The sequence below is a fragment of the Brevibacillus sp. SYP-B805 genome (assembly GCF_011059135.1).
In the GTDB taxonomy this organism is placed as follows: Bacteria; Bacillota; Bacilli; order Brevibacillales; family Brevibacillaceae; genus Brevibacillus_F.
In genome coordinates this window covers 380377-405520 of the sequence record NZ_JAALGD010000002.1, presented here as the reverse complement: position 1 = coordinate 405520, position 25144 = coordinate 380377, and the positions used below count along the sequence as shown (strand labels likewise).

The 25144-nt window shown below is 58.0% G+C and carries 26 protein-coding genes; 21 read left to right on the top strand and 5 right to left on the bottom strand.

Going from position 1 to position 25144, the window contains the following annotated elements; all coding sequences use genetic code 11:
• Positions 1 to 33 precede the first annotated feature (33 nt).
• The 13 genes from ytxC to G3578_RS04630 all read left to right on the top strand — a co-directional run bounded on the left by ytxC (position 34) and on the right by G3578_RS04630 (position 14953).
• Positions 34 to 948, top strand: a complete 915-nt coding sequence (gene ytxC / locus G3578_RS04690; protein ID WP_165209208.1) for a sporulation protein YtxC — start codon at positions 34 to 36, stop codon at positions 946 to 948.
• A 317-nt stretch (positions 949 to 1265) separates the two neighbouring features.
• The gene (gene thrS, locus G3578_RS04685; RefSeq protein WP_165209205.1) at positions 1266 to 3179 is read left to right on the top strand and encodes a threonine--tRNA ligase; all 1914 of its coding nucleotides are present in this window, start codon (positions 1266 to 1268) and stop codon (positions 3177 to 3179) included.
• A gap of 269 nt (positions 3180 to 3448) precedes the next feature.
• Positions 3449 to 3952, top strand: a complete 504-nt coding sequence (gene infC, locus G3578_RS04680) for a translation initiation factor IF-3 (RefSeq protein WP_165209202.1) — start codon at positions 3449 to 3451, stop codon at positions 3950 to 3952.
• A gap of 32 nt (positions 3953 to 3984) precedes the next feature.
• The gene (gene rpmI / locus G3578_RS04675) at positions 3985 to 4182 is read left to right on the top strand and encodes a 50S ribosomal protein L35 (RefSeq protein WP_165209199.1); all 198 of its coding nucleotides are present in this window, start codon (positions 3985 to 3987) and stop codon (positions 4180 to 4182) included.
• A gap of 107 nt (positions 4183 to 4289) precedes the next feature.
• Positions 4290 to 4649, top strand: coding sequence for a 50S ribosomal protein L20 (gene rplT, locus G3578_RS04670; RefSeq protein ID WP_165209196.1), 360 nt, complete (start codon positions 4290 to 4292; stop codon positions 4647 to 4649).
• A gap of 236 nt (positions 4650 to 4885) precedes the next feature.
• Positions 4886 to 5587 (top strand): phosphoadenylyl-sulfate reductase, encoded by a 702-nt coding sequence (locus G3578_RS04665; protein WP_165209193.1) that lies wholly within the window; start codon positions 4886 to 4888, stop codon positions 5585 to 5587.
• Between the two features lie 19 nt (positions 5588 to 5606).
• Entirely contained in the window at positions 5607 to 6776 is a 1170-nt protein-coding gene (gene sat / locus G3578_RS04660) for a sulfate adenylyltransferase (protein WP_165209387.1), read from the top strand.
• A 599-nt stretch (positions 6777 to 7375) separates the two neighbouring features.
• On the top strand, positions 7376 to 9109 hold the full coding sequence (gene ilvB, locus G3578_RS04655) for a biosynthetic-type acetolactate synthase large subunit (protein ID WP_165209190.1): 1734 nt from the start codon (positions 7376 to 7378) through the stop codon (positions 9107 to 9109).
• 1 nt (position 9110) lies between these two features.
• A complete protein-coding gene (ilvN, locus tag G3578_RS04650; RefSeq protein ID WP_165209187.1) occupies positions 9111 to 9614 on the top strand; it encodes an acetolactate synthase small subunit in 504 nt (167 codons plus the stop codon).
• Between the two features lie 52 nt (positions 9615 to 9666).
• A complete protein-coding gene (ilvC, locus tag G3578_RS04645; protein ID WP_165209184.1) occupies positions 9667 to 10689 on the top strand; it encodes a ketol-acid reductoisomerase in 1023 nt (340 codons plus the stop codon).
• Between the two features lie 39 nt (positions 10690 to 10728).
• The gene (locus tag G3578_RS04640) at positions 10729 to 12267 is read left to right on the top strand and encodes a 2-isopropylmalate synthase (RefSeq protein ID WP_165209181.1); all 1539 of its coding nucleotides are present in this window, start codon (positions 10729 to 10731) and stop codon (positions 12265 to 12267) included.
• Between the two features lie 54 nt (positions 12268 to 12321).
• Positions 12322 to 13425 (top strand): 3-isopropylmalate dehydrogenase, encoded by a 1104-nt coding sequence (gene leuB, locus G3578_RS04635; protein WP_165209178.1) that lies wholly within the window; start codon positions 12322 to 12324, stop codon positions 13423 to 13425.
• Positions 13426 to 13570: 145 nt separating this feature from the next.
• On the top strand, positions 13571 to 14953 hold the full coding sequence (locus G3578_RS04630; RefSeq protein WP_165209175.1) for a sodium:solute symporter family transporter: 1383 nt from the start codon (positions 13571 to 13573) through the stop codon (positions 14951 to 14953).
• A gap of 82 nt (positions 14954 to 15035) precedes the next feature.
• On the opposite strand, the gene G3578_RS04625 is transcribed toward G3578_RS04630, so the two are convergent.
• The 3 genes from G3578_RS04625 to G3578_RS04615 are packed head-to-tail and all read right to left on the bottom strand — an operon-like array spanning position 15036 to position 17435.
• Positions 15036 to 16382, bottom strand: coding sequence for a TrkH family potassium uptake protein (locus G3578_RS04625; protein ID WP_165209384.1), 1347 nt, complete (start codon positions 16380 to 16382; stop codon positions 15036 to 15038).
• A gap of 15 nt (positions 16383 to 16397) precedes the next feature.
• A complete protein-coding gene (locus G3578_RS04620; protein WP_165209172.1) occupies positions 16398 to 16997 on the bottom strand; it encodes a DedA family protein in 600 nt (199 codons plus the stop codon).
• A gap of 57 nt (positions 16998 to 17054) precedes the next feature.
• Complete coding sequence (locus G3578_RS04615; protein WP_165209169.1) at positions 17055 to 17435, bottom strand: sigma-w pathway protein ysdB; 381 nt, start codon at positions 17433 to 17435, stop codon at positions 17055 to 17057.
• Between G3578_RS04615 and G3578_RS04610 the strand changes: the two genes are divergently transcribed.
• The 6 genes from G3578_RS04610 (at position 17425) to G3578_RS04585 (ending at position 22446) form a co-directional block, all read left to right on the top strand.
• Positions 17425 to 17676 carry a hypothetical protein gene (locus G3578_RS04610; RefSeq protein ID WP_165209166.1) on the top strand — a complete coding sequence of 84 codons (252 nt, stop codon included), beginning with the start codon at positions 17425 to 17427 and terminating at the stop codon, positions 17674 to 17676. The genes G3578_RS04615 and G3578_RS04610 overlap by 11 nt on opposite strands.
• The gene (locus G3578_RS04605) at positions 17673 to 18179 is read left to right on the top strand and encodes a MogA/MoaB family molybdenum cofactor biosynthesis protein (protein WP_165209163.1); all 507 of its coding nucleotides are present in this window, start codon (positions 17673 to 17675) and stop codon (positions 18177 to 18179) included. Before G3578_RS04610 ends, G3578_RS04605 begins: the two co-directional genes overlap by 4 nt.
• An 82-nt stretch (positions 18180 to 18261) precedes the next feature.
• Positions 18262 to 20079 (top strand): B12-binding domain-containing radical SAM protein, encoded by a 1818-nt coding sequence (locus G3578_RS04600; protein ID WP_165209160.1) that lies wholly within the window; start codon positions 18262 to 18264, stop codon positions 20077 to 20079.
• 287 nt (positions 20080 to 20366) lie between these two features.
• The gene (locus tag G3578_RS04595; RefSeq protein ID WP_165209157.1) at positions 20367 to 20981 is read left to right on the top strand and encodes a DedA family protein; all 615 of its coding nucleotides are present in this window, start codon (positions 20367 to 20369) and stop codon (positions 20979 to 20981) included.
• Between the two features lie 5 nt (positions 20982 to 20986).
• Positions 20987 to 21340 carry a DUF1294 domain-containing protein gene (locus tag G3578_RS04590; protein WP_241254445.1) on the top strand — a complete coding sequence of 118 codons (354 nt, stop codon included), beginning with the start codon at positions 20987 to 20989 and terminating at the stop codon, positions 21338 to 21340.
• 38 nt (positions 21341 to 21378) lie between these two features.
• Entirely contained in the window at positions 21379 to 22446 is a 1068-nt protein-coding gene (locus tag G3578_RS04585) for a M42 family metallopeptidase (RefSeq protein ID WP_165209378.1), read from the top strand.
• 87 nt (positions 22447 to 22533) lie between these two features.
• On the opposite strand, the gene sspI is transcribed toward G3578_RS04585, so the two are convergent.
• Complete coding sequence (sspI, locus tag G3578_RS04580) at positions 22534 to 22770, bottom strand: small acid-soluble spore protein SspI (RefSeq protein ID WP_165209154.1); 237 nt, start codon at positions 22768 to 22770, stop codon at positions 22534 to 22536.
• A 174-nt stretch (positions 22771 to 22944) separates the two neighbouring features.
• On the opposite strand from sspI, the gene G3578_RS04575 reads away from it, so the two are divergent.
• Positions 22945 to 23598, top strand: a complete 654-nt coding sequence (locus G3578_RS04575; protein WP_165209151.1) for a potassium channel family protein — start codon at positions 22945 to 22947, stop codon at positions 23596 to 23598.
• A 3-nt stretch (positions 23599 to 23601) separates the two neighbouring features.
• Complete coding sequence (locus G3578_RS04570; RefSeq protein WP_165209148.1) at positions 23602 to 24420, top strand: TrmH family RNA methyltransferase; 819 nt, start codon at positions 23602 to 23604, stop codon at positions 24418 to 24420.
• Here the strand turns inward: G3578_RS04570 and G3578_RS04565 are convergent.
• Positions 24417 to 25130 carry a DUF2225 domain-containing protein gene (locus tag G3578_RS04565; protein ID WP_165209145.1) on the bottom strand — a complete coding sequence of 238 codons (714 nt, stop codon included), beginning with the start codon at positions 25128 to 25130 and terminating at the stop codon, positions 24417 to 24419. The genes G3578_RS04570 and G3578_RS04565 overlap by 4 nt on opposite strands.
• Positions 25131 to 25144: the final 14 nt, after the last annotated feature.

Below are 25144 nucleotides of genomic sequence, written 5' to 3'. Positions count from 1 at the left end.
ACTGTAAGTACATTCCGGTTGGAGGTGACGAAGGTGCAGACCATATCCGTGGCGCTTGATGCAGACAATCCCTCCCATATCGGCGCATTTCAGGCCATTGTGGAGAGCCTGCGGCAGAAAGTGCGAACCGATCCCGTGACGATCGAGGTAGCGCCAACCCGGTATTCCCATACGGCCGTATTTACATTCGTCAGCTACTCGGCGGAGGAATATACGCTGGAGACCATCGATATCGTCCGTGCATTCGTTGCGCTGGCCTTGGCTGAATGGGTGGTGCGCGTCGTCGAACCGGCATGCGTGGCGCTCTGCGTGCGCAATGAACCCCGTGCGATCGGGGAATGGGAGAAGCTCAAGCCGTATGTGCTGCGCGTCCTGAACGAGTCCGCGTACGGAGAAGCGTCCATCGGGAAAAACACGCTGCGCAAGTCACGGTTATACCGCACCTTCTTTGCTTACCTGCTGGAAAACAGCGAGGTGCATCTGCACGGGTTCGTCCGCTTCCGCCTGAAGGAATACCGGCAGGAACTGGCGGAAGCCGTGGCGGAAGCGATCGACGATTATCTGGAGGATCAGCAGTATCAGGAATTTATCGAGCTGCTCCGCTTTTTTGTTTCCACCCAGGAATCCAGGCGGGAGACGATCCATATCGTCCCGCTGGAGGGCAATCGTTTTGCCCTGTATGATGAAAGCGGCCTGCCTTTGCAGCTGGAGGGGCTGGAAGCGTATGTGGGCATGCGGGATGCGCCGGACCGGACGGATGATCTTCTTTTGAGCGCGCTGATTTCGCTTGCGCCCCACAAGATCGTGTTTCATCAGGCGGAAGGCCGGCAAGCGCTTGCCCAGACCCTTCACAGCATCTTTGAAGACGGGTTTTCCTATTGTTCCGCTTGTGCCCATTGTTTAATCAACGGACGCACGCTTGACTTCCAGCAGCCAACTCCACTATAATTACAAAAAATGAGTAGGCACCAAATACGATGAGAAGGACATGGACGTTGCGTTCTACGCTGCAGAGAGGCGGGTCGCCGGCTGCAAGCCCGCTGCGGATGAAGCAATGATCTACCCCCTTCGAGTAGCCGCCGGGAACCGGGATGAGACATCCCGCAGTATCGGCCGCCGGGTTTTTATCCCGTTATCGCAAGGAAGGATTCGCGTTCGTGATGGCGGAACCGAATCGAAGTAGGGTGGTACCACGAGAAGCACAACACTCGTCCCTTGGGGGATGGGTGTTTTTTATTTTATTCACGCAGAAAGGAAGATGAATGGTGGCACAAGTAAACATTACGCTCCCCGATGGCGCCGTGCGTCAGGTTGAGGCCGGCAGCACCATTGAGGACATCGCGGCATCGATCAGCCCGAGCCTGAAGAAAAAAGCAGTCGCAGGCAAACTGAATGGCAAAGTGGTGGATCTCTACACACCGGTAAACGAAGACGCGAAGGTGGAAGTGGTTACCCTTGATTCCCCCGACGGTCTGGAAGTATATCGCCACAGCACCGCTCACCTGCTTGCCCAGGCCGTGAAGCGGATTTACGGGGCGGAGGTGAAGCTGGGTATCGGTCCCGTGATCGAGGACGGCTTCTACTACGACATGGATATCCCGGTTTCCCTGACGCCGGAGGATCTCGGCAAGATCGAGGCGGAGATGGAAAAGATCGTGAAGGAAGATCTGCCCATCCGCCGCAAAGTGGTCAGCCGGGAGGAAGCGATCAAAACCTTCGAGGCGATCAATGACCATTTGAAGCTGGAATTGATTCGCGATCTGCCGGAAGATGCGGAAATCTCCATCTATGAACAGGGCGAATTCTTCGACCTCTGCCGCGGGCCGCATCTGCCGTCGACCGGCCATATCAAGGCATTCAAGCTGATGAGCGTCGCCGGGGCCTACTGGCGCGGCAAAGCGGACAATCAGGTGCTGCAGCGTGTCTACGGCACGGCGTTCCCGAAAAAAGCGGACTTGGACGAATATCTCCATTTCCTCGAAGAAGCGAAGAAGCGGGATCACCGCAAGCTGGGCAAAGAGCTGGAGCTGTTCATGTTCTCCGAAGAAGCCCCGGGCATGCCGTTCTATTTGCCGAACGGCTTCACGGTGCGCAACGAGCTGGAGCAGTTCTCCCGCCGCCTGCAGCAGCTGGCCCACTACACGGAGGTGCGCACGCCGTTTCTCATGAACCAGCGCCTCTGGCTGCAGTCCGGCCACTGGGACCATTATCATGAAAACATGTACTTCTCCGAGGTGGACAATACCACCTATGCGCTTAAGCCGATGAACTGCCCGGGCCACATGCTGATCTACAAAAACAAGATCCACTCCTACCGCGATCTGCCGATCCGCTACTCGGAGTTCGGCCAGGTGCACCGTCACGAGTTCTCCGGCGCCTTAAACGGCATGCTGCGCGTGCGCACCTTCTGTCAGGATGACGCCCACGTCTTCGTCCGCCCGGATCAGATCGAAAGCGAGATCAAAAATATGATCGCCCTCATCGACCGGATTTACAAGGTGTTCGGCTTTGAGTACTCCGTGGCGCTCTCCACCCGTCCGGAAGAATACATGGGTTCCCTGGAACTGTGGGAGATTGCCGAAAACTCGCTGCGGAAAGTGTTGGAGGACGCCGGGCTGGACTATTACGTGAAGGAAGGCGACGGCGCGTTCTACGGGCCGAAAATCGACTTCCAGATCACCGACGCGCTGAAGCGGAAGCACCAGTGCGGCACGATCCAGCTTGACTTCCAGATGCCGGAGAAATTTGACCTCACCTATGTGGGCCAAGACAACGAAAAGCATCGTCCGGTCGTCCTGCACCGCGCGATGTACGGTTCCATGGAGCGCTTCATCGGCATTCTGGTTGAACACTATGCGGGCGCCTTCCCGACCTGGTTGGCCCCGGTGCAGGTGCGTCTCATGACCATCAACGAAGCCCATGTGGAGTACGCCCGGCAGGTACAGGAAAAAATGGAGCAGGCTGGTGTGCGCGTCGAGCTGGATGCCCGCAACGAGAAGATCGGCTACAAGATCCGCGAAGCGCAGGTGGCCAAGATTCCGTACATGCTGGTGATCGGCGAGAAGGAAGTGGCGGATGGCACGCTCTCCGTCCGCAAGCGCGGGGTAGGCGACGTCGGGGCCCAGCCGGTCGAGCAGTTCATCGCCGGCCTCCTGGAAGAGATCAGCGCCTACAAGTAAAGGCTTGACAAGCGGAACACCAATCGGTAAGATAGGAATATAAATGGAGTATAAATGACTTCATACTTCGAGAAACAAGCAGAAGCGCCCAGCTTCTCACCTGCTTCGACGTCCGGTGATGACTGTTGACGGGTCTTTCATGGCAAAGCATCTACACATTTGTTGTTTTTGCTAGGTGAGATATGTGCGGGCGCATCAGCGTTCGCACATTTTATTTTTCACTGTCTCTCGAATGTTCACGGAGGTGGCACATTATTAGCAAGGAACAGATGTTAGTAAACGAAGCGATTCGTGCCCGCGAAGTTCGTTTGATCGGACCGGACGGCACGCAGTTGGGAGTCGTTCCGCTCAGGGAAGCTTTGCGCATCGCGGAAGAAGCCAACTTGGATCTGGTGAATGTTGCGCCGACGGCCAAACCGCCCGTCTGCCGGATTATGGACTACGGCAAGTTCAAGTATGAACAGGCGAAAAAGGAGAAGGAAGCCCGCCGCAATCAAAAGACGATCGAGATCAAAGAGGTGCGCTTCTCCTCCACGATCGAAGAGCACGACTTTCAGACGAAACTTCGCAATGTCCGCAAGTTTCTTGAGGACGAGGACAAGGTGAAATGCACGATTCGTTTCCGCGGCCGTGAAATCACCCACTCCGAAATCGGACAGCAGGTGCTCGAACGCCTGGCGGCCCAATGTGAAGACATTGCCATCGTCGAGCGCAAACCCAAAATCGAGGGTCGCAGCATGATCATGATTTTGGCGCCGAAATCGGACAAGTAAACGCAGGTTTTTAATTAAGGAGGACTACCGACATGCCGAAAATGAAAACCCATAAAGGCGCTGCCAAACGTTTCAAAAAGACCGGTACCGGCCGTCTGAAGCGTGACCACGCCTACACCAGCCACTTGTTTGCCAACAAATCGACCAAAGCGAAACGTCACCTGCGTAAGAGCGCGACTGTTTCCAAAGGCGATCAGAAACGCATCGAACAATTGATCGCGTATCTGTAAGGGATACGCCCCTATTGCGAACACCAGAAAAAATACGCCCAGCATGTGCTCCCTAAGTGTCCCGCTCCCTGGGACCGCCATGCTCGAAAGATCAGGAGGAATTCAGTATGCCAAGAGTTAAAGGTGGCACGGTTACCCGTCGTCGTCATAAAAAGATCTTGAAACTGGCCAAAGGTTATTTCGGTTCCAAACACCGTCTGTTTAAATCCGCGAATGCGCAAGTGATGAAATCCCTCTTGTACGCATATCGCGACCGTCGTCAGAAAAAACGCGACTTCCGCAAACTGTGGATCACCCGTATCAATGCGCAGGCCCGCTTGAACGGCCTTTCCTACAGCCGCCTCATGCATGGCCTGAAGGTGGCTGGCGTGGAAGTAAACCGCAAGATGCTGGCCGACCTGGCTGTGAACGACAAGCCGGCATTCAACGAATTGGCTACGCTGGCAAAAAGCAAATTGAACGCGTAAACCTGCGCGTTTTCCTGCACGAAGCACCCGTATGCGATGACGGGTGCTTTTTTAAAACGCTAAAGCGACGTAAGAAAGGTTGGGGGCCCCCGCCGACTTGAGCTAACGCTGTTGTCGGCGGGGTTTTCTTTTGGCCTCCTGCCCCTGGCGTCTTTTTTCACAGGGACGAATATCCACTTTTTTCCGGCGGTCATATGATGAAGAGCGAAAGATCGCATGGAGGGGAGAACAGACAGATGACAGATCGAACGGATCTGACGGCAGAGGAGATTCGTCTCTGGGCATACAGGCTGGAGAGCAAAAGCCCGGAAGAGGTGCTGTCCTGGGCGGCCGAGCGGTTTGGGACGGAGATGATCCTGGCGTCCAGCTTCGGTGCCGAAGACGTGGTATTGATCGATATGCTGCAGAAGGTGGCGCCGGGGACACCTGTTTTTTATTTGGACACAAACCTGCACTTCCCGGAGACCGAGGAGACGCGGGAGCGGTTGGCAAAACGGTACGGCATCTCCTTTCTCCGGGTAACGCCCAGGCTGACACTGCGGGAGCAGGCCGAGCGCTATGGCGAGAAGCTCTGGGAAGTGGATCCTACCCTGTGCTGCAATCTGCGCAAGGTAGAACCGCTGGCCGGGCTGCTTCCGGCATATCGCGCCTGGATCACCGGGATTCGCCGCGAGCAGGCGCCGACCCGGGCCCGTGTCCAGAAAATCGAATGGGACCCCAAATTCAACCTGGTGAAATTCAACCCGCTGGCCGCATGGAAATGGGAAGAGGTGTGGCAGTATATCCGCGCCCATGATGTGCCGTACAATCCGCTGCATGACCGCCATTATCCCAGCATCGGCTGCAGCGTCTGCACCCGTCCCGTCAACCCCGGCGAAGACCTGCGGGCGGGACGCTGGGCAGGCTTTGCCAAAACGGAATGCGGCCTGCACAAATAAACGGGGAGGTTGTGAGATGATGGATACCAACTTGCCGCACGGCGGTTTCCTCGTCGATCGCTTCCTGACAGGGGCGGATCGCGACAGGGCGCTGCAGGAGAGCCGCTCCTATCCGGTACTCCATATTGATGCCTGGACGCTGTCCGATATACAGTGCATCGGGATGGGGGCGTTTTCCCCGCTGACCGGCTTTCTGGGAGAGGAGGATTATGAGGCGGTATTGCAGACGATGCGGCTGGCCGACGGGACCGTTTGGCCGATTCCGGTCACGCTAGCGGTCGATGAGCGCTACCGGGAGCTCTCGGTCGGGGACAAAGTGCTGCTGCGCGGGCAGGACGGCATCGATTATGCCATTCTTACCGTTGCCAGCATCTATTGGCCGGACAAACGGAAAGAAGCCCTGCACGTCTACCGCACGACAGATAGCGCCCACCCCGGCGTCAAAAGGCTGTACGAACGGCCGTCGCTCTGCCTGGGCGGCCCGATCGACGTGCTCAACCCGCTCGCTTCCTGCCAGTTCCGGGAACATTACTATACGCCAGCCGAGACGCGGGCCGTGTTCAAACAGAAAGGCTGGAAGACCGTCGTCGGCTTTCAAACGCGCAATCCCGTCCATCGGGCCCACGAGTATATCCAGAAGGCGGCCCTGGAAATGGTGGACGGTCTTTTCCTGAATCCGTTGGTGGGGGAAACCAAGGCGGACGATATCCCGGCGGCGGTGCGCATGGAGAGCTACTTCGTCCTGCTGAAGCACTACTACCCGCCGGAGCGGGTGTTTCTCGCCGCGTTTCCGGCCGCCATGCGCTATGCGGGGCCGCGCGAAGCGGTCTTTCACGCCATGGTGCGCAAAAACTACGGCTGCACCCATTTCATCGTCGGCCGGGATCACGCCGGGGTGGGCAGCTACTACGGCACGTATGATGCCCAGCATATCTTTTCCGAGTTTACCCCGGAGGAGCTGGGGATCACGCTCCTGTTCTTCGAGCACAGCTTCTACTGCCGCAAATGCCAAAGCATGGCGACCGCCAAGACGTGCCCGCATGACGAGGCCGACCATCTGACGCTTTCCGGAACCAAGGTGCGGCAGCTGCTGCAGAGCGGCCAGACGCCGCCGCCGGAGTTCACGCGTCCCGAAGTGGCGCGTGTCCTGATCAAGGGGCTGCAGGAAAAATTGACTGTGGAATCATAATGGAAGAAAAAGGGAAAAGGCCGGTATCAGCACACAGGAGGCTGACCGGCCTTTTCCATTGATTTACAGAACGATCCCTGCTTTTATGAAAAATGTGTGTATCCGCTTACACGAAAAAAGGGTGCCGCAAAGCGGTTTTCGACTGATCAATCGTTCGGAAAAAAGTGTAATAAAAATATTTTGATTTCGTTGACACCCCGGATTTGCCTAGCTATAATCAGTCATAACCTTTTATTTTCTGATACCGTCGACAATTGGGAATTTTACAAAAACAGGGCAATGACGAGGACAATAATTGAGCGCCTCTTCTTCACAGAGAGTCTGGGGTTGATGAGAGCCAGGCAAGAATGCGTTCAATTGCTCCCCTCCGAGCCGTCCTGATGAACGTCGCGCATGCGATCAGTAGTTGGGACCGCTTGACACCCGTTATGGTGTCGCAGTCAGAAACTGGATGATTCCAGGACTGCCAGAGGTTGGCTTGACCGTGAGGCGCCAACGAAGTTGGGTGGTACCGCGAACCCTTTCGCCCCAAACAGACATGGTTACAGTGTCGGGGGGAAAGGGTTTTTATTATTTTCCTAAGGATGGAGGAGAGAACCATGAGTGTAGAAATCGCCGAATTAGAGGCAAAACGCGGCGTGCCGAATCTTGGGTTCGGCGAAGAACTGACGGGGGCGGAAACACTCCTGCGCTGTCTGATACTCGAAGGCGTGGAGTATGTTTTCGGTTATCCGGGCGGCGCGGTGCTCCCGATCTATGATTCCCTCTACTACAGCCATCTGAAGCATGTGTTGACCCGCCACGAGCAGGGAGCGATTCACGCCGCCGACGGCTATGCCCGGGCAACCGGCAAGCCTGGTGTCGTGATGGCAACGTCCGGTCCGGGGGCAACCAATCTGGTAACCGGCATCGCGACGGCCCAGATGGATTCGGTTCCGCTTGTCTGCATCACCGGCAACGTGCCGCAGTCGCTGGTGGGAACGGACGCGTTCCAGGAGGCCAACATTACCGGGATCACCCTTCCCATCACGAAGCACAGCTACTTTGTCCGCGACGTGCGCGACCTGCCGCGCATCGTCAAGGAAGCGTTCTATATCGCCACCACGGGACGTCCGGGTCCGGTGCTGATTGATATCCCCAAGGATGTGAGCAACGCGAAGGCGCCGTTCTACTATCCGGAGACGGTGAAGATCCGCGGCTATCAGGATACGCTGGTGCCGCAGGATGAAGAGGTGGAGGCATTCCTCGCGGCGATCCGGAAGGCAAAAAAGCCGGTGATTCTTGCGGGCGGGGGCGTCATCAGCGCCGGGGCGGATCGGGAGCTGCTCGCCTTTGCCGAGAAAACCCGCATTCCGGTGATCAATACCTTCATGGGGTTGGGAGGATTCCCGGGTACGCATGAGCTCGCCCTCGGCATGCCGGGGATGCACGGCAGCTACACCGCCAACCAGGCCCTGCTGCAGGCAGACTGTGTGATCGGACTCGGGGCCCGTTTCGACGACCGGATCACGATGGGACGGACGAAGGAGTTCGCGCCCAATGCGCGGATCGTCCACGTCGATATCGACCCGGCCGAGCTCGGCAAGAACGTGGAGACGGCGGTGACGGTGGCGGGGGATGTGAAGAGCACCCTGCAAAAAGTGCTGCCGTTGGCCCAAGCCTGCGATACGGAAGCCTGGATCGGGCAGCTGAAGGAGTGGCAGCAGGCTTATCCCTTCAAATATCGCAAGGGAGCGGAACTGAAGCCCCAGGAAGTGATCGAGATGCTGTTCGAGACGACACAGGGCGACGCGATTGTGACGACGGACGTCGGCCAGCATCAGATGTGGGTGGCCCAGTTCTACAAGTTCAAGCACGCCCGCTCGCTGATCTCTTCCGGCGGTCTCGGCACCATGGGCTTCGGCTTCCCGGCGGCGATCGGGGCGCAGGTTGCCCATCCCGACCGGACGGTGATCGCGGTTGTCGGGGACGGCGGCTTCCAGATGACCAACCAGGAGCTGGCGATCCTCAATCAATACAAGCTGCCGGTCAAGGTGGCTATCATCAACAACCAGTGCCTGGGCATGGTCAGACAGTGGCAGGAGGTCTTCTACGACAACCGCTACAGCCAGATCGACCTGACGTGCAGCCCGGATTTCGTCAAGCTGGCGGAAGCATACGGCGTGAAAGGGCTGCGGGCGACTACATCGGAGGAGGCCAAAGCCGTCTGGGCGGAAGCCCTCGCTTACGACGGTCCGGTCGTGATCGATTTCCGCGTAGCGCCTGAGGAGAATGTCTGGCCGATGGTCGCACCAGGACACACCCTGGATCAAATGGTAATGGGGGACGAGTAACATGCAGCGTCATACAATCGCCATACTGGTCAACGATTGTCCCGGGGTGCTCACCCGCGTTGCCAACCTGTTTGGACAGCGTGGTTTCAACATTGACAGCATCACGGTCGGGAGCAGCGAAGAAGCGGGATTGTCCCGGATGATCATCACCACCAGCGGGGATGACCAGAAGATCGACCAGCTGATGAAGCAGCTGAACAAGCTGATCGATGTCATCTCCGTGACCAATCTGAGCAAAAACCCATATGTCTCGCGCGAACTTGCACTGATCAAGGTGAACGCCACCCCGAGCCAGCTGGTGGAGCTGAACAGCATCGTCGAACCGTTCCGCGCCACGATCGTGGATGTCGGCCCGGCATCGCTCATCATCCAGGTGACGGGCGATTCCGAAAAGATCGACGCCCTGCTGGTTCTGCTGCAAAGCTACGGGATTCTGGAACTGACCCGCACCGGTTCCATGGCCATGGCGCGCAGCGTGGTACCGGCAGCCGCTATGGCGAATTGACAAACCATTTGAACAAATGAAAAAACGTTTGGAATTAAGGGAGGAAATCAACATGGTCAAAATGTACTACGAAGCAGATGTGAACAAAGAGGTATTGCTCGGCAAAACGATTGCGGTGATCGGCTACGGCAGCCAGGGTCACGCGCAGGCGCAGAACCTGCGCGACAGCGGCTACCATGTCATCATCGGCCTGCGTCCCGGCAAATCGTGGGATCAGGCAGTGGAAGACGGCTTCCAGGTCTATTCCGTGGCGGAGGCGACCAAGCGGGCCGATCTGGTGCAAATCCTCATGCCAGACGAGCGGCAGGCGCAGGTGTACCGCGACGAAATCGCGCCCAATCTGAAACCGGGCGCCGCGCTCTCCTTCTCCCACGGCTTCAACATCCACTTTGCCCAAATCGTGCCGCCGGCTGATGTGGACGTCATCATGGTGGCCCCCAAAGGCCCCGGACATCTCGTGCGCCGCGTATACACGGAAGGCTTCGGCGTGCCAGCCCTGATCGCCGTGCATCAAGACACAACGGGCAAGGCGAAGGAGATCGCGCTGGCGTATGCGAGCGGCGTTGGCGGCACCCGGGCCGGCGTGATTGAAACCACGTTCCGCGAAGAGACGGAAACCGACCTGTTCGGTGAGCAGGCGGTGCTGTGCGGCGGCGTATCCGAACTGGTGAAGGCCGGCTTCGACACGCTGGTGGAAGCGGGCTACAAGCCGGAAATCGCCTACTTCGAGTGTCTGCACGAATTGAAACTGATCGTTGACCTGATGTATGAAGGTGGCCTGGCCCGCATGCGCTATTCCATCAGCGATACGGCGGAATTCGGGGACTACAGCACCGGTCGCCGCATCATCACTGACGAGACCCGCAAGGAAATGAAAAAAGTGCTGCGTGAGATCCAGGACGGTACCTTTGCCCGCAGCTGGATCCTGGAGAACCAATCCAACCGCGCCGCCTTCAATGCGCGCCGCCGTCTGGAAGCGGAACACCCCATCGAACAGGTGGGCGCCGAGCTGCGCAAGATGATGTCCTGGCTGCAAAAAGAAGAGAAAAAGGCGGAAGCAGCGGCCAAGCGTTAACCCAGGTTGGGACGAGAAGAAAAACGGAGGTGGAGAGAAGTGCGGATTATCGAAATATTCGACACGACGTTGCGAGATGGCGAACAGTCACCCGGCGTAAATTTGAGCACCAATGAAAAGGTGGAGATTGCTCTCCAGTTGGAGAAGCTTGGCGTCACCCGGATCGAGGCAGGCTTCGCGGCCGCCTCCCCCGGCGATCAGCGATCCGTTGCAGAAGTGGCGAAGCGGATCAAAAATGCCACTGTCGTCAGTCTGGCGCGTTCGGTCAAGGATGATATCGATAAGGCATACGAGGCGCTGCGCCATGCGGAACATGCATGTATGCACGTGTTCTTGGCCACCTCGCCGATTCATCGGCAGTACAAACTGCGCATGAGCAAGGAAGAAGTGGTGGAGCGGGCGGTCGCCGCCGTGACATACGCCAAGAACTACCTGTCCGAAGTGGAATTCTCGGCAGAGGACGCGGCCCGCACGGAGATCGATTTCCTGGCCGAAGTGGTGGAGGCCGTGATCAAGGCAGGGGCGACGATCATCAATATTCCTGACACAGTCGGCTACATGACGCCGATCGAGTACGGCAACATCTTCCGCGAACTGCAAAAACGGGTTGCCGGCATTGAAAAGGTGAAACTGAGCTGTCACTGCCATGACGATCTCGGCATGGCGGTGGCCAACAGCCTGGCGGCGATTGAGGCGGGCGTTACCCAGGTGGAAGGCACCATCAACGGCATCGGAGAGCGCGCGGGCAACACGGCGCTGGAAGAGGTGGCCCTGGCCCTGGAGACGCGCAAGGATGTCTATCAGGCGACCACCGCCCTGCATCTGCGCGAGATCGCCCGCACCAGCCAGCTGGTCAGCCGCTTGACCGGGATGATCGTGCCGGGGAACAAGGCGATCGTCGGTGCCAACGCATATGCTCATGAGTCGGGCATTCACCAGGATGGCGTGCTGAAGGAAGCCTCCACCTACGAAATCATCCGTCCGGAGTCCGTCGGCTTCAAGTCCAACCGTCTGGTGCTCGGCAAACATTCGGGCCGCCACGCCTTCAAGGATAAGCTGACGGAGCTTGGATACCATCTGGAGCAGCAGGAGATCGATGTGGCGTTCGCCGCTTTCAAGGAGCTGTGCGACAAGAAGAAAGAGATCAGCGACGAGGACATCCTCGCGCTCGTGGACGCCAAGATTGTCGGCGTGCCGGAAACCTATCATCTGGAGTCGATCCAGCTCTCCTACGGCAACCTGTCGATGCCGACGGCCAGCGTCCGGCTGAAGCGGGTGGACGGCCAGGTGTGCGAAGAAGCCGCCTGCGGCAACGGGTCGGTCGATTCGATCTACAAGGCGATTGACCGGGCGACCGGCGAAGACGTGACGCTCGTCGATTACAAGATCTCCTCTGTCACGCACGGCAAGGATGCGCTGGGCGAAGTGTTCGTCCGGCTGCAGCAGGGCGATCTCGTCGTGCAGGGTCGCGGGGTAAGCACGGACGTGCTGGAGGCGAGCGCGATCGCCTATGTGCGCGCCATCAACAAAATCATCGAACGGCGCGGTGAACCCCTGGCCGTCAGTGTGGAAGTATAGCAGAGACAAAGTGGGGAGAAACAGAACGGAGATTACGAGTGGGAGAAGTGCGCGATGGAGAAAAAGAACACATATAAAATAGCTGTCCTGCCGGGGGACGGAATTGGCCCGGAGATCGTCGCGGAAGCGGTCAAGGTGCTGGGCGCCGTCGCCGAACAGACCGGCGTAACGATTGAATTCGAGTATGGACGAATCGGCGGCATCGCCATCGATACGGATGGCACGCCGCTTCCCGAAGAAACCCTGGAGATCGCGAAGCGCGCAGACGCGGTGCTGCTCGGAGCGGTCGGCGGACCGAAATGGGACCAGAATCCGGGCCACCTGCGTCCGGAAACGGGGCTGCTCGGCATCCGCAAAGCGCTCGGACTCTTTGCCAACATCCGTCCGGCAACGATGCATCCCAGCCTGGTGGACGCGTCCTCGCTGAAACCGGAGGTGGTGTCCGGCGTTGATCTGATCGTCGTCCGGGAATTGACGGGCGGAATCTACTTCGGCGAGAAGAAACGGTATGCGGCAGCGGATGGCGGGGAAGTGGCCGAAGATCTGCTGATCTACCACGAAGCGGAGATTGAGCGGATTCTGCGCGTCGCCTTCGAACTGGCGCGCAAACGCAGCAGGCGGCTGGTCTCCGTCGACAAGGCGAACGTGCTGGAAAGCTCCCGCCTTTGGCGCAAGGTGGCGGAGCGGGTGGCCGCCGATTATCCGGATGTGGAGCTGTCGCACATGCTGGTCGATTCCTGCGCCATGCAGCTGGTACGCGCCCCCAAGCAGTTTGACGTGATCGTCACCGAAAACATGTTTGGCGACATCTTGAGCGATCAGGCGGCCATGCTGACCGGCTCCATCGGGATGCTGGCCTCGGCCAGCCTGGCGGAAGGAAGCTTCGGCCTGTACGAACCGGTTCACGGTTCCGCGCCGGATATCGCCGGCAAGGGGATCGCCAATCCGCTGGCGACCATCCTGTCCGCTGCGATGCTGCTGCGCCATTCCCTCGGTCTTGACGAAGCAGCCGCTGCGGTTGAGCAGGCGGTGTGGGCGGTGCTGGAAGCAGGACATCGCACGGGCGACATTGCGCAGGACAAGAGCAAGGCGCTCGGTACCGTGGAAATCGGGCAGCTGGTGCTGAACGAACTGGCGAAGCGGACGGTGAAAAAGTAACGCAGATCATACGCGTTGCATGTGAGCTTCATGGAAGGGCTGCTACTTTGGCAGCCCCTTCTTTTTTCTTGTAAAAAGAGGAAGGCATCTTCTATACTGAAATCATTAATGAACTCAGATCAGATTCGGAAGGGAGAGCGGTCAGGTGTCAGCCACGTTTTACAGCGCATTCGTTCTCGTCCTGCTTGTCACAGTCACGGCCGGGATCGCTGCCAAGCGCAGGGTGAAGAGGGCGAGCGATTTTGCCAATGCGGGGGGAACGCTTTCTTCCGGCATGGTGGCTGGAGCGCTGGTAGGCGGCTTTGTCGGAGGGACGTCGATTGTCGGTACCGGGGAGCTGGCCTTCCGCCACGGCTTGTCGGCGCTCTGGTTTACGCTTGGCGGCGGGGTTGCGGTGATGGCGCTCGGGTTGTTTGCGGAGCGCTTGCGGCGCATCCGGGTGGAGACGCTGCCCGCGCTGATCGGGCACGAATACGGCGAGCGCGCCCGTCTGGGTGCCAGTCTGTTTCTGTCACTCGGCATGTTTATCCAGGTGGTGGCCCAGATCCTGGCCGCCCTGCCGATTCTCGCCGGCTTTTGGCAGGGGAACCAGCCGCTTCTTGCCCTGCTTCCTTCCCTGCTGATCCTGGCCTACATCATGCTGGGCGGATTCATGGGCGCCAGTCTGGTCGGCACCATCAAAACCGTTTTGCTCATCGGTGTTCTTTTCCTTACCGGGGGCTGGTTGTTCACGGAAATGGCGAGTGCGGCGTATCTGCGCTGGTGGGAGGAGGGACGGCTCTCCCTGTTTGCCGGCGATCCGGCTGCCGGGTGGGCGCAGGGAGCGGCCATGTTCATCGGCATCTTCTCGACGCAGGCGTATATCCAGCCGATTTTTGCGAGCAGGTCGGCCCAAGCGGCGCGCAGGGGGGCCTTTATGGCGGGGGCTGTCATCATCCTCATCGGCCTGTGCAGCGCATGGATCGGCCTGTATATGCACGACATCCATCCGGATTTGCCGCCCCGTTCGGCGCTGCCGCAGTTCTTTCTGCTGCATGCACCGCCCTGGTTCGCCGGGATCGCGTATGCGGTCATGCTGATCTCCGTGGTGATGACAGGGGCTGCCCTGGCGCTCAGCATTGGCACCATCCTGAACCAGGACGTGATTCAGCGCTTTACCACCCACCTCGTCCGGGAGTCGGCAAAATTGGCGGTCTCCCGGGCCCTGATCCTGCTGGTGATCGCGCTGGCTTATGCGCTCGTCTGCCTGGAAGCCGACTCGCTGATCCTGCATTGGGCGTTTCTGGCCATGACGCTGCGCGGCGTCACGATCTTCCTTCCGCTTATGTGTTATCTTCTGCGGCTCGGACCCCTCGACCACCGCTGGGTTGCGTGGTCCGTCTGGATTTCACCCATGGTGGCCCTGCTGTGGACATGGTGGGGGCAGTCCGCAACCGGAATCGATCCGATTTATGTCAGCGGCCTCTGGAGTGCGGCCACCCTCCTGATGGCCAAACGAAAATCCCCATCGCTGCGCTCTTCCGGCTGAAGCGATGGGGATAATCCAGCTAATCGCAAACGTTCGGATATTCTCTAACGCCAAAAGGCCCGGGGCTTCGCTCCGAGTTTTCTCATCCAATCATGATCTTGCCTTTGGGATAACGGAAATACTCTTTCTTTTTCCGCTGCGCGAGGGCATAGGCGATCGTCAGCGGCCCGACCCGACCGGCAAACATGGTGAGCATGATGATCGTTTCGCCGACGGGGGTGAGATGGGGAGTCAGCCCCATGGAGAGGCCAACCGTGCCGAAGGCGGAGGTGGCCTCGAACAGAAGCATCAGAAAGTCCGCGCCCCGCTCCGTAATGGACAGGATCATCGTGACGGCCGTGACGATAAACAAGCCGCTCAACGTGACCGTGAGCGATTTGTATATCATGTGTGGAAGGATGCGCTGACGGAACAAGATGACATCTTCCCTCCCCTTGATCTGTGCCCAGACCGCTCCGATCAGCGTGGCGAAGGTGGTGGTCTTGATCCCGCCGCCGGTGGAGCCGGGGGACGCACCGACAAACATCAGGATGATGATCAGAAAGAGCGTCGACTGCTGGAGATCAGGGATATTCAGGGTATTGGCACCGGCTGTACGCGGCGTGACCGCCTGAAACAGGGATGCGAGTATTTTTCCCATGCCGGACAGCGGCTGCAGCGTTTTCGGATTCTCATATTCCAACAGAAAGATCAGCAGGGTTCCCACTGCCACCAGCAGGCCGCTGGTGGCCAGCACCACTTTGGTATGCAGGGAAAGCCGTCGGGTGGAGCGGTATTCGTACAGTTCGGTCATGACCATAAACCCGATGCCGCCCAGCGTAATCAGCGCGCATACCACCAGCGTGACGAGCGGATCCTCGACATAGCGGGTCAGACTGGAGAAATTGCCCATCAGATCGAATCCGGCGTTGTTGAAGTTGGAAATCGCATGGAACAGCCCGAAATACAGCGCCCTGCCAAGCGGCATGTCAAACGAAAAGCGGATCGCGAGCAGCAGGCCGCCGGTCAGCTCGATGATGGCGGTGAAGATCAGGATCATTTTGGCAAGGCGGACGATCCCCTCGATGGAAAGCTGGTTCAATGATTCCTGCAGCAGCAAACGCTCGCTCAACGAGATCCGCTTGCGTACGATCAGCGCAAACAGGGTGGCAAATGTCATGAAGCCCAGCCCGCCCACCTGAATCAACGACAGGATCACGAGCTGCCCAAAAAGGGTAAAGGTGGTACCGGTGTCCACCACAACCAGACCGGTCACACAGGTGGCGGATGTGGCCGTAAACATGGCATCGAGCCAAGGGAGTCCCTGGCCGTCCACCGTCGCGACCGGCAGGTGCAGCAGAGCCGCGCCGATCAGAATGATGAGGGCGAATCCCAGCACCAGTATTTTCGGTGGATCAAGATGGAACATATCAATCAGTTTCTTCAGTATCATGACCTGTAACCTCTATTTCCTTCCCATTCTGCGTGTCAGGAAAAGTACTATCAGTATTATGGCTCCAATCGCAATTCCTACTAAATATTTATGGATCAGCCCGACTACGGTGCGCCAGTTCTCCCCCAGCAGATAGCCGATCAGCGTCCAGAAGATGCAGAATAACGCAAAGCCGAGGGTGCTGCATAAAAGGAAAACAGGCCAGGGAAGCAGGCCGATGCCGGCGATGTAGGAAGAGAGGGCACGGATTCCGGGGAACAGCCGTCCCAGAAGAAGGACGAGCACCCCGTAGCGGTTGGACAGCCGTACCGTTTGTTCCATGGAGCGGCTCGAGATCAGCAAATACCTTGCGTAGCGGCGCAAGAGAAAGAAACCATACCGCCGTCCCAGGGCGAAGGGAATGATGGAGCCCAAGCTGCTGCCCAGCGTGGCGATCAGGATCACGGCAGGCAGGGACAATTGGCCCCTGCTGGAGAGATAGCCAAAGAAGGCGAGCATGACATCCCCGGGAAAGGGAAGCCCCGCTCCCTCGATCGAAAGGGAAACAAAAACGCCGATTCCTCCCAGCCCTACAGCCCATTTCACGATCGTCTCCCACATGGCAGTGATCATTCAAATCACCTCATGTAAGTATACTGGACAAAACCGGAAATGAAAACCGGATTTTTGTCAAGGGACCAGGATCTGGCGGATCGGTTGTTTCCATTCGATTTGCGCGGCGGGATAATGCTTCCGGATCAATTGTTCCAGCTTCATCAAGTCTTCTGTCGTCAAACGGTCCGGTTGGACAGGATCGCGAATCCATACCAAAATGCGGGTGACTGCGCAAGCGTCGGCGGTTGTCTCCGGGTGTTTCTCGCCTTCAAACAAGGCGCCTTTGTGCGTCAGCAGGAAGTTTTTCCGCACATCGCCGACATCGTCAAGCAAGTAGGTTTGACGTTTTTTTCGGGCGGATTTCAGCTTGCGCTTCGGATGCAGGAAACAGCGGAGGCCGTAGCAGGCAAGAAAGAATACGGTGAGAAAAAGCAGGACGCGCAACATGAAAACCACTCCGAATCATCCTCTCTGGCAGCTCGTTCCTTCTTTTTACGAACCCGCCAGCGGATGGTTTCGCAGGCGAGTTCCGCCAGGATGCCCAGGCGCCAAAAAAGGCCTGACGCCGAAAATGCCTGCGGGCAAGCTGGATGAAATCCGCGCGGCAATGGTATCATGTGGGCAGATGAAGCTGTGCGATCCGATTGCCCAGAAGCGCGTTGAGTTCGGGCACGAAGAGAGGGGAAAAATGACATGAGTACGCAGGAGCATAAGAAGGAAGCGCCGCATGCTGTCGGCTGCATGGTGATCACCGTTTCCGATACACGGACGGAAGAGACGGACAAAAGCGGCCGATTGATGAAGGAGCTGCTGGCAGCGGCGGGTCAGCCGGTTCACTTGTACCGGATCGTCAAGGACGAGCCGGGGGAGATCACCGCCGCGATCGAGGAAGGGGTGCTTCACGCGGATGTGGACGTGATTCTGCTGAATGGCGGGACCGGCATCGCCAAACGGGATACCACCTATGAAGCGGTACAGAAGCTGCTGGAGAAGGAGATGCCCGGGTTCGGCGAACTCTTTCGCATGCTGAGCTACACGGAAGATATCGGGTCGGCTGCGATGCTGTCGAGGGCGATCGCCGGTACCTACCGGGGCAAAGCCGTTTTCTCCACACCGGGTTCGACGGGCGCCGTCCGTTTGGCGATGACGAAGCTGATCATCCCCGAATTGGGGCACATCGTCCGGGAACTGCACAAGTGAAAGGGGGAGAGCGTCCGGTTTGCCCGTCGCCGCGCATCATTGCTATAATGAAATGCTGGAGCCAAAAGGAGTGAACGGGCCGATGAAGATTTTGCTTGCCACCTTAAACGCCAAATACATCCATTCGTCGCTGGCGCTGCGGTATCTGCGCAGCTATGCGAAGCAGGAATTTCCCGACATGGAACTGGCGGAATATACGATCAATGATGTGATGCTTAATATCGTGGCCGACATCCATCAGAGAAAACCGGATCTGGTCGCGTTCTCCTGCTATATCTGGAACATTCGCGAAACGCTCGATGTCATCCGCACGCTGAAGAAGATTCGCCCGGAGGTGCCGATCGTTTTGGGCGGACCGGAAGTTTCCTATGATACGGACGAGTGGATGAAGAAGCATCCCGAGATCGACATCATCGTCATGGGTGAAGGGGAAGCCACGTTCCTGGAGGTGTGCCGGACGTACGCCGAAGCCTTCCGGACCGGAAAAGCGGCCGACTGGAAGAAGGTGGCGGGCATCGCATACCGGGACGGAGCGTATGTCCGCTTTTCCGCCCCCCGCGAACAGATTCAGGACCTGGGGACCATTCCGTCTCCGTACATGGAACATTTGCACGAACTGGACAACCGGGTGGTTTATTTCGAGGCGTCGCGGGGCTGTCCGTTCAAATGCCAATACTGCCTCTCTTCCATTGAGGACGGGGTGCGCTATTTCCCGCTGGAGCGCGTCAAAGCCGATTTGAAGCGGCTGATTGACCATGGTGTGAAGACGATCAAATTTGTGGACCGGACCTTTAACATCAACAAACAGTATGCGCTGGAAATCTTTCAGTTCCTCATCGACCATCACAACGGCACGGTGTTCCAATTCGAGATCACGGCTGACATCCTGCGATCCGATGTGGTTGATTTTCTCCTGGAGAAGGCGCCGCCCGGTATCTTCCGCTTTGAGATCGGCGTGCAGTCCACCAATGACGAAACGAATCGGCTGGTGCAGCGGATTCAGCGTTTCGACCGCCTCAGCGCCAATGTGAACCGCATCAAGGCTTCGGGCAAGATCGTCCAGCATCTGGATTTGATCGCCGGGCTGCCGGAAGAGGATTACCGCTCGTTTCGCAAAACATTCAACGATGTGTTTGCCCTGCGACCCGAAGAGCTGCAGCTGGGTTTCCTGAAGATGCTGCGCGGAACGGGCGTGCGGGCGCGTGCGGCCAACCACGGCTATGTCTATATGGATGAAGCCCCGTACGAGATTCTGGGCAACAACGTACTCAGCTTTGATGACATGCTGAAGATCAAGCGGGTGGAAGACATTCTGGAGAAGTACTGGAATGCCCACCGGATGGATATGACGCTGGAATGGATCTTTGCGGCCGGCTATTTCGAAACGCCGTTTGATTTCTTCCAGGCGTTCGGCGACTTTTGGGAAGAGCAGGGCTGGGGAAGGATGGGCCATCAGCTGGAGGATCTCTTCACCCGGCTGCGCACGTTTTTACGTCATGGCCAGTTCGTGGGCAGGGAGCATGTGGAAAGCCTGATGAAGCTGGATTACCTGCGCAACCAGAAGCATCGTCCGCGCAAGGTCTGGTGGGAGGAGCCGCTGGAAAAACGGGAACTGCAGGCCATCCATGATGCCGTGCTGGCCGAACGGGACCGTCTCCCCGGCGATTTCGCCGAACATGTCCTGGCGGAAAAGGAGTATTTCAAACATACGATGGCGGCGGGGGTCACCTTCGATATCGGGCATTGGATGGCTACTGGCGAGGTCGTGGATGGAGATTATGCCCTGGTGGTGTACTATCCGTATCAGGCGCAGAAGGAGAATGCGTTCGTGGTCGTGAAACGGCCCGGAATCGCGGCATCCGTTGGCCTGGCGCACAACCTGCATCCTTCCCGCCCCTGAAGCCCGCCGCAAGCGTTTGGGCCCGTCCGGCATGGCGTCCGCCGCAGCCGGGTGGGTCTTTTGTTTCGCCGTTTAGCCTTGGCGCGGGCCCTGTTCAAAGTCCTGTCCCTTGTAAAACGCTCGTATATATAGCACAATAAAACGGGTAACCTTTTACCCGGCGAATCGTATTTCCCGTAAGAACTGAAATACCGCACGATCCAGGCTTACATCGGTGTCGGAGCACGGCCCGGAAGCCTCGGCCAAGATGCAGGGACATCGTGGAAACGATAAGGAGATTTTGCCGCATGGATATGAATCTGCTCATATCAGTAATTGAACAGTATGGTTATGCCGCCATCTTCTTTCTGCTTTGGCTGGGGATTGTCGGTCTGCCCATACCCGATGAACTGGTCGTGGCAACCGGCGGATTTTTGGCGTCGGTGCACATATTGAATCCCTGGTACTCGTTCCTGTCCGGTTATTTGGGCGTGATGTCCGGGTTAACCATCGGCTTTCTGCTGGGCAAATGGTTTGGCACGCCGATCCTGAGATGGCTGTCCAAGACGAAAAAGATGCAGCGCATGATCGCCCGTTCCACAGAATTGATCAAAAAATACGGGACCTTCTCGCTGTGCGTCAGCTACCTGTTTCCGGTCGTCCGCCATATCGTGCCGTATCTGGTCGCCATGGGCGGCATGAAGTATCGCCGGTACGCGCTGCTTTCCTATTCCATCGGCCTGGCGTGGACGACTGCCTTTTATGTGATCGGCTACCTGTTTGGCAAGAACGTGGAATCGGTCATTGCGTTGATCCGTTCATACGGTTTCTACGCCCTGGGCGCCATGGTGGTCTTGATCGCGCTGGGCGTGTTCGTCCGCATGAAATGGGCCAATCGGCCGTATAAGGCGCAGGGAGAGTGAATACCTTGAAAACATACCTGTGGCGGCACAAGCGGACGCGTGCGCTTGTGCTTCTCTTCTGCTGGTCGCTGCTGCTTGCCGCCTGGTATGCGGAGCGGACCGCATTGGCCGCGTTGGGATTGCTCGTAATCAACCTGTATGCGTGCGGCCTCGCGTTCGTGGATAAACGGGCGGCGCAGCGCAACGGCCCCCGCATACCGGAAGCCAGCCTCTGGCTGTCGGCTCTCCTGGGAGGTGCGGCAGGGCTGCTGGCGGGAATGCTGCTGTTTCGCCACAAGACGCGGCACGCCGCCTTTCGGTACGGGGTGCCGGCCGTGCTGTGTTTGCACGTGCTGCTCCTCTTTTTGGCGAGGTTGTGAGGAAATGGAAGGGGGAAGTCTGAGTGGATGCATCCACCATGCAGATGTTTCGGGATTTAACGGAAGCGCCCGGGGCTCCGGGGCGCGAATCGGCCGTTCGCGAGGTGATGCGTACATACATCGCTCCATATGCGGATCAGATCGAATATGACGGCCTGGGCAGCCTGATCGCCCGCAAGACGGGGGAGGAACAGGGCCCCCGCGTGGTCATTGCAGCCCATTTGGACGAAGTAGGATTCATGGTGACCCAAATCACCGAGGACGGGTTTCTGAAGTTCCGTCCGCTTGGCGGCTGGTGGGCGCAGGTGATGCTGGCGCAGCGGGTGCAGGTGCAGACCCGCTCCGGGATGATCGACGGCGTGATCGGCTCGGTTCCGCCGCACCTTCTTTCACTTGAGGCCCGCCGCAAGATGGTGGAGATCGACGACATGTTCATCGATGTCGGGGCTGCCAGCAGAAAAGAGGCGGAAGAATTCGGGATTCGGCCGGGCGATGCCGTGCTGCCGGTCTGCCCCTTCACCGTGATGAAAAATCCGAAGCTGTTGATGGCCAAAGCCTGGGACAATCGGCTGGGCTGCGCCGTCGTGATCGAAGCGCTCAAAAGGCTGCAGGAGGGTTCCCATCCCAACACCGTCTATGCGGTCGGCACCGTGATGGAAGAGGTGGGCAGACGCGGAGGCCGGACGGTCGGCCAACATCTGCAGCCGGATATCGCGTTTTCCATCGACGTGGGCATTGCCGCCGATACGCCCGGAATCGCCCGGGTGCAGATGCCGACCCGGCTGGGGGCGGGACCCGAGATCTGCATTTATGATGCGGCGTTGATTCCGCATGCGGGCCTGCGTGATTTTGTCATCGCGGTGGCGGAGGAGGAGCAGATTCCTTATCAGCTGACGGCAATCCCGGGAGGAGCCACCGATGCGGCGTCCCTGCACCTGGTAGGCAGCGGCGTGCCGTCGCTGGCCCTGTCTGTCCCGGCCCGCTACATCCACAGTCACGCCGCATTGATTCACTATGACGATTACGAGCATCTGGTCAAGCTGGTGGTCGCCCTGCTGCGCCGCCTGGATCGCAAGCAGGTGGAGACGCTTCTCTCCTATGAATAGCTGGCAGAAAAACGGCCGGTTGCATGGCGCAGCCGGCTGTTGTTTTTTCTTTTTAGGGATTGAGGATCGCTTACGTCGGCGGGGGTTCTACACGGGTGACGAGGCTTGTTGGGGCAGGTGTTCGGAGATGGTTGCCACCATTTGCTGGCGCGCCGCGTCATTGCTGTTCTGCCAGAGAACCTCAAACAGCACGCCAAGGCCGGGAAGGGTTTTCTCCATCCCCGAGGAGATCGCGTCGTTGATGGTTTCTTCCACATCCTTGGCGTCGGCGCCCTGCATTTTGTACATAATCGCTTGACGCAGGTTAAGGGCATTGATATTCACTCGGGTTCCCACTCCTCATCATCGGATTGTAAGCATGATACGTCTAGTATTCGCCCGCAGGCCCGTCTCGATACGTTTTTGTAGTCCCCGGGCGGATATGGTATAATTCGGATGGAAAAAGGCCCGTATGGATGACATGTAAGCGCAGCATGCCTGCGCAGATGAGGTGAAATAATGTCGAAGCAGTTTGCGGTAATCGGCTTGGGGCGTTTTGGCTCCAGTGTAGCCAGAACCTTGTTCGAAATGGATTATGAAGTGTTGGGGATCGATGAAGACGAAGAACGCGTCAACGATGCAATCGAGCATGTGACGCATGCGGTCGTCGCCGATACGACGGACGAAACGGCGCTGCGCGAGATCGGCATCCGCAATTTTGATGTGGTGGTGGTGGCGATCGGCGCAGATATTCAGGCGAGCATCCTCACGACCCTGCAGCTGAAAGAGCTGGGGGTCAAAAAAATTGTGGCCAAAGCTCAAAACGAGCGGCACGGACAGGTGCTGTACAAGGTGGGGGCGGACCGCGTCGTCTTTCCGGAGCGGGATATGGGCATCCGGGTCGCCCACAACCTGATCTCCACCAATGTGCTTGATTTCATCGAACTGGCGGAAGATTACAGCGTGGCCGAGGTGGTTGTCTCCAACAAGATGGTGGGCAAAACGCTGCGGCAGCTTGACGTGCGCGCCCAATACGGCGTCAACGTCATTGCCATCAAGAGCGGGGACAAATTCAACATTGCGCCGCGTCCGGACGATGTGATTGCAGCCAATGACATTCTGGTCGTCATCGGCAACAACATGGATTTGAAAGAATTCGAAGAGCAGGCGTGAAGCATGAAGGAGAGTCAAACCATCACTTCGGTTCACAATCCCCTGGTGAAGCGGTTGTGCCTTTTGCACGAGCGGAAGGGGCGGGAGGAGGCCGGCAGCTTCCTGGTCGAAGGGGTTCATCTCGTGGAAGAGGCGCTTCTCTCCGGGGCTGCGGTGGTTTCGGTAATTTATGACGGAGAAAAGGGAATCGATCCGGTCTGCAGCCGTGCGCTGGAACGGCGGAGCGGGGAGGGGATCCATCTCATTGCGGCTTCTCCGGCTGTCATGGCCAAGCTGTCGGAAACCAAGTCGCCCCAGGGAATCGTCGCGGAAGTGAAAAAGCCGCAGCGCGATTGGAATGAAATGATTCGGCAGCTATCGTCCCGCGATTTTCTGGTGCTGATGCTGGACGGGATCCAAGATCCGGGCAATCTGGGCACGATCCTGCGCACGGCGGAAGCGGCCGGAGCTGATGCCGTCATCATCGGCAAAGGCACGGTTGATCTGTACAACGGCAAGGTTGTCCGTTCCACCATGGGGGCGTTGTTCAGGCTGCCCGTTTTTTCCTGTCCGTTGCCGGAAGCGGCGGCGCAGCTGCAAAGCCATGGGGGCGAACTCTACGTCACCTCCCTGGGGGAAGGGACGGAGCGGTATGATCGCCTGCCGTACGATGGCAAAATCGCCATCGTGATCGGCAACGAAGCGCGGGGAGTTTCCCGGGAAATGCTGGCCGTTGCCAACCGCCGGGTTCATATCCCGCTGTATGGTCAGGCGGAATCGCTCAATGCTGCGGTGGCGGCCGGCATCATGCTGTACGAGGCGCAGCGGCAGCGCAAACGCTAGACGATCTGCTGCTGTTTTAGCCTGTATTCTTCCCTGGCGAGCGACCATTGATCGCGCGCCATATTGATGATGCCGGTTTCGATGGTGCGGTCCTTCAATTCGGCGACTTTGGCAAAATACCGGATCGCCTGGTCGTACCGTTCGACCCTGCGCATCAATTCCCCGATCAGATAGAGAATCCGCGCTTCGGACATCTCTTTGTCCGCCTTGATATAGTCGGAATGGATGTAGGAGCGTTCGTACTCCTCCACCGCCACGTTGAGGAAACGTCGCTCTTCCGCTGCGTTTCCGGTGAAGCGGTGCAGCCAGGCGAGGCGCAGATAAAGCCCGGCTTTCACGCTGTGCGCTTCCCCCTTCAACCCGGCGGAATAGATGGCCAGCTTGTAGGTTGCCATCGCTTCTTCCATGGTCCGGATAATGCCGTAATTTTTGGAAATCCATTTGGATGTCAGCTTTTCGTGGATCTGTTTCCGGACAAGCGGGGGCATGACGGGATCAAACTGGTCGGTGAAGGCGAACCCGCAGGCCGGGCAGACATAAACCGTATAGAGGATGGGATTCAAGCGCTGGTTTTTGAAATAGGTGCAAAAATCGGTGTCCCGTTTGACAAATGGCTGGGAGCCGGAACGGACGCGCTTCGACGTAAACGTGGTGCCGCAGTGCAAGCAGGCGCAATTTTTATCGTAGAGGCAATCGGAGTCTACAGCCATTTGCAAGATCCTCC

Excerpts from the sequence above, each read along its gene's own strand:
- infC (WP_165209202.1), top strand. The coding sequence starts at position 3,449 with ATGTTAGTAAACGAAGCGATTCGTGCCCGCGAAGTTCGTTTGATCGGA.
- rpmI (WP_165209199.1), top strand. The coding sequence starts at position 3,985 with ATGCCGAAAATGAAAACCCATAAAGGCGCTGCCAAACGTTTCAAAAAG.
- rplT (WP_165209196.1), top strand. The coding sequence starts at position 4,290 with ATGCCAAGAGTTAAAGGTGGCACGGTTACCCGTCGTCGTCATAAAAAG.
- G3578_RS04665 (WP_165209193.1), top strand. The coding sequence starts at position 4,886 with ATGACAGATCGAACGGATCTGACGGCAGAGGAGATTCGTCTCTGGGCA.
- sat (WP_165209387.1), top strand. The coding sequence starts at position 5,607 with ATGGATACCAACTTGCCGCACGGCGGTTTCCTCGTCGATCGCTTCCTG.
- ilvB (WP_165209190.1), top strand. The coding sequence starts at position 7,376 with ATGAGTGTAGAAATCGCCGAATTAGAGGCAAAACGCGGCGTGCCGAAT.
- ilvN (WP_165209187.1), top strand. The coding sequence starts at position 9,111 with ATGCAGCGTCATACAATCGCCATACTGGTCAACGATTGTCCCGGGGTG.
- ilvC (WP_165209184.1), top strand. The coding sequence starts at position 9,667 with ATGGTCAAAATGTACTACGAAGCAGATGTGAACAAAGAGGTATTGCTC.
- leuB (WP_165209178.1), top strand. The coding sequence starts at position 12,322 with ATGGAGAAAAAGAACACATATAAAATAGCTGTCCTGCCGGGGGACGGA.
- G3578_RS04620 (WP_165209172.1), bottom strand. The coding sequence starts at position 16,997 with ATGATCACTGCCATGTGGGAGACGATCGTGAAATGGGCTGTAGGGCTG.
- G3578_RS04610 (WP_165209166.1), top strand. The coding sequence starts at position 17,425 with ATGAAAACCACTCCGAATCATCCTCTCTGGCAGCTCGTTCCTTCTTTT.
- G3578_RS04605 (WP_165209163.1), top strand. The coding sequence starts at position 17,673 with ATGAGTACGCAGGAGCATAAGAAGGAAGCGCCGCATGCTGTCGGCTGC.
- G3578_RS04600 (WP_165209160.1), top strand. The coding sequence starts at position 18,262 with ATGAAGATTTTGCTTGCCACCTTAAACGCCAAATACATCCATTCGTCG.
- G3578_RS04595 (WP_165209157.1), top strand. The coding sequence starts at position 20,367 with ATGGATATGAATCTGCTCATATCAGTAATTGAACAGTATGGTTATGCC.
- G3578_RS04585 (WP_165209378.1), top strand. The coding sequence starts at position 21,379 with ATGCAGATGTTTCGGGATTTAACGGAAGCGCCCGGGGCTCCGGGGCGC.
- G3578_RS04575 (WP_165209151.1), top strand. The coding sequence starts at position 22,945 with ATGTCGAAGCAGTTTGCGGTAATCGGCTTGGGGCGTTTTGGCTCCAGT.
- G3578_RS04570 (WP_165209148.1), top strand. The coding sequence starts at position 23,602 with ATGAAGGAGAGTCAAACCATCACTTCGGTTCACAATCCCCTGGTGAAG.
- G3578_RS04565 (WP_165209145.1), bottom strand. The coding sequence starts at position 25,130 with ATGGCTGTAGACTCCGATTGCCTCTACGATAAAAATTGCGCCTGCTTG.